General features: G+C 57.4%; 1 protein-coding gene. It reads right to left on the bottom strand.

What is annotated here, in order from left to right; translation table 11 throughout:
• Nucleotides 1–403: carbohydrate porin (locus tag C0V97_RS17910; RefSeq protein ID WP_233582264.1), on the bottom strand; the 403-nt coding region annotated here is incomplete at its 3' end.
• Nucleotides 404–962: the final 559 nt, after the last annotated feature.

Here is a 962-nt window from a genome sequence, read left to right as displayed (position 1 = left end):
CGCCATAGGCATAACCCAGATGGACCACCACGTTCCCGCCACCGCCATAGATTTCCTGGCTGGGGTTGAGGTTGTCACCGAACATGCGACTGGCGGGGATACCGTAACGCCCGACGATCACGTCATGGGTCGAGAACCCGGTCCAGCCTGCCAGACGCTCCCAGTCGATGTCGTTCTCCATCGAGTACTGGCCAGCATTACTCGCGCCCTGACGCAGTCCAAGGCCTTTCGTCGGGGCATTGAGCATGCCTGACATTTCATTCGTGTTGTCGAGCAGGATGGCGATGCCGCGTTCACGCAGCCAGGCATTGACGCCCAAGGGATTGACGAAAATTGCCTCGGGCTTCGGCAAGGGCGCAACCGTCGTATCCTTGTGAAGCTCGGATAACGACGTCTGGGTCAGGGCAGAGGGCTGCTGGCCTGCATTGATCGCTCCCAGCCCGGCGGGCGCTGGCGCGCCATCAGGCGTCGCTCCGGAGGACGCTACGGATGTCGTCTCCTGGGCATAGGCGCCAGAGACCAGACAAGGCACGGCAAAACAGACGGAAAAGAGGCGCAGGACGGAAGAGGACAATGTCTGGCTCAAGCTCCCTGTGGACGGATGACCGTCTTTTAAGAAAACCGACAGGTTTTTTGGACCCTGAGAGTCGTCATTTTATGCCGGTTTCGTGAGCAGAGCATCATTCAGCGGGAAAAAACACCGTTAAATCTGACATCAAGACATCATGACAAATCATTGCTGATCTCTCTTGCCATCCCTCCAAAGTGAAAAAGCGCTTCCTGCATACCGCGTCATTGATTGAGATTAACGTGTTCCTGAGCTCCCTCTCCCCCGGATAACGATGATCCGATTACGCGCCCGTCAATCGGGAGGAGATATGCGGGGGGGGGGGGACATCGTGATGCCCTTCGAACGGCCACGAGCGGGAATTACCGGCAGATACGATGGTGATGTCACGTTA

The sequence above is a fragment of the Asaia sp. W19 genome (assembly GCF_003994335.1).
In the GTDB taxonomy this organism is placed as follows: domain Bacteria; phylum Pseudomonadota; class Alphaproteobacteria; order Acetobacterales; family Acetobacteraceae; genus Asaia.
This window is presented reverse-complemented; position numbering and strand designations above follow the sequence as displayed.